This window comes from Pseudomonas sp. GXM4, assembly GCF_008923895.1.
Lineage (GTDB): Bacteria > Pseudomonadota > Gammaproteobacteria > Pseudomonadales > Pseudomonadaceae > Aquipseudomonas > Aquipseudomonas atacamensis.
On record NZ_WBRZ01000428.1, the window covers coordinates 1 to 3,004 of the forward strand.

The window sequence follows — 3,004 nt, forward strand, 5'->3', positions numbered from 1 at the left end:
GCTCCGCGTCCAGTGACGCGGAGCGTCACGGCCTGCCTTCCCACGCAGAGCGTGGGAACGATCATGGTCAGGTTTGGCGATAAGGCAACGCGGTGCGGGCCTCTTCGGCATAGGCCAGAACCCCGGCGCGCTCTTGCTGGAGAAAATCCTTCACCGCTGCTTTCAACCCCGGATGGCGCAGGTAATGCCAGGAATGGGTGATCACCGGTTCGAAGCCGCGAATCAACTTGTGCTCGCCCTGCGCCCCGGCATCGAAACGCTGGATGCCATTGGCAATCGCGTAATCCATGCCCTGATAAAAACACGTCTCGAAATGCAGCCGATCAAACTCGGCCAGGCAGCCCCAATAACGCCCGTAGAAACTGTCGCCACCGACCAGACTGAACGCCATCGCCACCGGCCGTGAGCCCTGTTTGGCCAGGACCACGCGAATCGCTTCAGGCATGCGTTCGGCCAGCAGGCTGAAGAACTCCCGCGTCAGATATGGCGCCTGACGCCGCACCGCGTAGGTGTTGGCATAGCAGGCGTACACGAAATCCCACTGCGCCTCGCCCAGCTCACGCCCCTCCAACCACTCGAACTCAAAGCCCTGCCCCGCCACCTGCTCGCGTTCCTTGCGCATCTGCTTGCGCTTGCGTGAGCTGAGGGCGTCGAGGAAGTCCTGAAAGTCGCGGTACTCACGGTTCTGCCAGTGATATTGACAGCCGATACGCTGCAGCCAGCCCGGTTGCTCGGCCATCGCCGCATCGGTAAACGGATCAGTGAAATTGATGTGCGCGCTGGAGAGCTCTTCGATCTGCAAATACCCCGGCAGGCTCTTCAGCAGTTCGAAACCGTCCTCCACTGTTGCCGCCAGCAAGCGCGGGCCGCTCACCGGGCTGAACGGCACGGCTGTCAACAGTTTGGGGTAGTAATCGATGCCGGCGCGGGCACAGGCGTCGGCCCAACCGTGATCGAAGACGTACTCGCCGTAGGAATGCCACTTGCGATAACTGGGCAGTGCGGCGATCAGTCGATCATCTTCGATGTGCAGCAAATGCTCGGGCTGCCAGCCTGAATGCGGGCCGACACTGCCGCTGTCTTCCAGCGCACTGAGGAATGCGTGGCGCAGGAACGGCTGGTTGTCCGGCACCAGCGCATCCCAGCTTGCCGGGGCGATTTCTGACAGGTCTTGCAGGCGTTGCAACGGCATTCACTGGCACTCCACAGCTTGGCGACAAAGCCCGGCGAGTATCGCTGATCGCGACCCCGTTGCACACGCTCAATCGGCCGACAGCGCTCTAACTCGATAGTTCACGCCTGATCCGCATCGTCATCAACCTGCCATCACTGTGCCACCGCTCTGTCATAAACCATCGCGATACTGGCGCCTGTTTTTAGAGCGCCGGGTTCTAACCCGGACACAGTTTTCCGGCCTTCAGGCCGGTTGTGCCCAGGATGGTTCAGCCATCCCCTTCATCTTCGGAGATTGCTATGCGTCTTGCTTCCACGAAAACTGCAGCGGCCCTGTGCGGCGGCTTGTTGCTGGCCATGAGCGTTCCGGCCAGTGCTGCAGTCGACGCCAAACTGCTCGACATGCTCAAGGCCAACGGGTCGATTTCCCAGGCGCAGTACATCGAGCTGCAAACAGAACTGGCCAAGGATCAGAAGGCTCAGCAAATCGCCCAACAGGCGCAGCAGGAAACCAACGAACAAGTAGCGGCGGTCGCGAAGAAGACCAACGAACAGAGCCTGTTCGATCAGAAACTGGCCTGGGCGGCCAAGACCCAGTTCAAGGGCGACGTACGTATCCGTCAGGAAACCATCAAGATCGACGGCGAGCCGAACAACGGCGGCCGCGACAAGGACCGCCAGCGCATCCGTGCGCGTCTGGGCGCCTATACCGAGATCAACCCGCAAGTCGACACCGGCATCCGTATCGCCACCGGCGGCGGGGACGACGCGCGCTCGACCAACCAGGATCAGGACAACTACTTCGACAAGAAGCAGATCTGGCTCGACCTCGGCTACATCGACTATCACCCGGATCAGATCAAGAACCTGCACGTGATCGGCGGCAAGATGCTGCAACCATGGGTAAGCATGGGCGACGTGATCTGGGACAGCGACATCAACCCGGAAGGTCTGGCCGTTACCTACAAATACCCACTGGGCGGCAGCGCCGAACTGTTCGGCAGCCTGGGTAACTACAACCTCAAGGACAACGTTGACGGCGACGGCGTGCAATTCCGCCACGACCTGCGCCTGACCGCTGGCCAGTTGGGCAGCCGCTTCAACATCACCGACAACCTGAAGATGACCGTCGGCGGCAGCGTTTACGCTTACCAGAATGACGATGACAGCCGCTGCACCGGCACCTCGACGCCGTGCGCGCTGGCAGTCAACGGCAACTCGGCCGACAACGAATTCCGTCTGTATGAAGGGTTCAGCCAGATCGACATCGGCGGCTTGCCAATGCCGCTGTCGTTCTACGGCCAGTACGTGAAGAACAACGATGCCGTGACCGATCAGGACACCGCATGGTTGCTCGGCGCGAAGTCGAAAGTCTTCGGCTTCAACCTCGACTACAACTATCGCGACGTGCAGCGCAACGCCGTGGTCGGCGCCTTCACCGACTCCGACTTTGCCAACGGCACCACCGGTTCGCGCGGGCACAAGTTCAAGGTCGGTTACGACATCGACAAGAACTTCGCCGTCGGCGCCACGTACTTCCTGACCAAGGCCGACTTCGCCAGCCGCAGCCAGCGCGATGCAGATGCCAACACCCTGCAGCTGGATGCTGAAGCGAAGTTCTAAAACGGCAGCTGCAAGCTACAAGCTACAAGCTACAAGCCAAGAGCTGCGAGTGAATGCCTTTACTTGCAGCTTGAGGCTTGAAGCTTGAAGCTGCCTCACTCCGGTGCGGGCGGGACGATCCCCATCATCCGTTCGTTTCACCCGCACCGGGTTATTTCTGCAGGATGCAAAAACCCCCTGTAGGAGCTGCCGAAGGCTGCGATCTTTT

2 protein-coding genes are annotated in these 3,004 nt (G+C 60.5%); one reads left to right on the forward strand and one right to left on the reverse strand.

Annotated elements, in window-relative coordinates; all coding sequences use genetic code 11:
• Window positions 1-67 precede the first annotated feature (67 nt).
• Entirely contained in the window at window positions 68-1,192 is a 1,125-nt protein-coding gene (locus F8N49_RS26945) for a GNAT family N-acetyltransferase (protein WP_151553250.1), read from the reverse strand.
• Between the two features lie 281 nt (window positions 1,193-1,473).
• Between F8N49_RS26945 and F8N49_RS26950 the strand changes: the two genes are divergently transcribed.
• Complete coding sequence (locus F8N49_RS26950; protein WP_016771204.1) at window positions 1,474-2,796, forward strand: putative porin; 1,323 nt, start codon at window positions 1,474-1,476, stop codon at window positions 2,794-2,796.
• The last annotated feature ends 208 nt before the right edge of the window (window positions 2,797-3,004 follow it).